The organism is Candidatus Symbiothrix dinenymphae (genome assembly GCF_001431085.1).
In genome coordinates, this window is the sequence record NZ_BBRU01000250.1 from 1 (window position 1) to 589 (window position 589).

Annotated in this window: 1 pseudogene; it reads right to left on the bottom strand. The window is 47.2% G+C overall.

Annotated features, from left to right (window positions below):
- Window positions 1–589 (bottom strand): annotated as a pseudogene (locus ASC50_RS03380) (SusC/RagA family TonB-linked outer membrane protein); the annotation flags it as partial.

Here is a 589-nt window from a genome sequence, read left to right on the forward strand (position 1 = left end):
AGTGTCACCTGTGTGGTGAGCGTACTTTCGTCCCGAGTTTCATATCCCTGCACCATTTCTGCATAAGGGTTGGAGCGGGGAGCACCACCTCCGGATGGAAAAATACTTCCAAACAGGATGTTTTTTGTCCATGTGTTGGCTTCGTCCGGCTCATATACAGCAGGAAAATCCACCGGATTGGTATTCATCACCGTTTTGAAGATGTTACTTGCTGCAGTGTATTTTTGATCAGTGTTGTATGGACCGGTATATTTTTCGAAACGTCCCTGAATACGGGTGTCCAATGTGGTGGTTTTGGTCAGTTTGAAAATGACATTACTCCGCACATGGAACCGGTTGATATCAATATTGTTGTTGTAATTGTTCCGCCCGTCCACTTTCAGCAAGCCTGTTTCGTTCTCGAATCCTCCGGCAACATAGTAGGTAGCCACCGTGCCACCGCCTGAAACGTTCAGGTTGGCTTTGGTGTTGGTGGTCTGCTGCTTGAACAGCGCATCATACCAATTGACATTGGGATAAATCATCGGATTTTCTCCCCGAGCGGTGGAATAGATTTTCTGCTCGCTGTATTTTGGAGTCGCAGTACCGT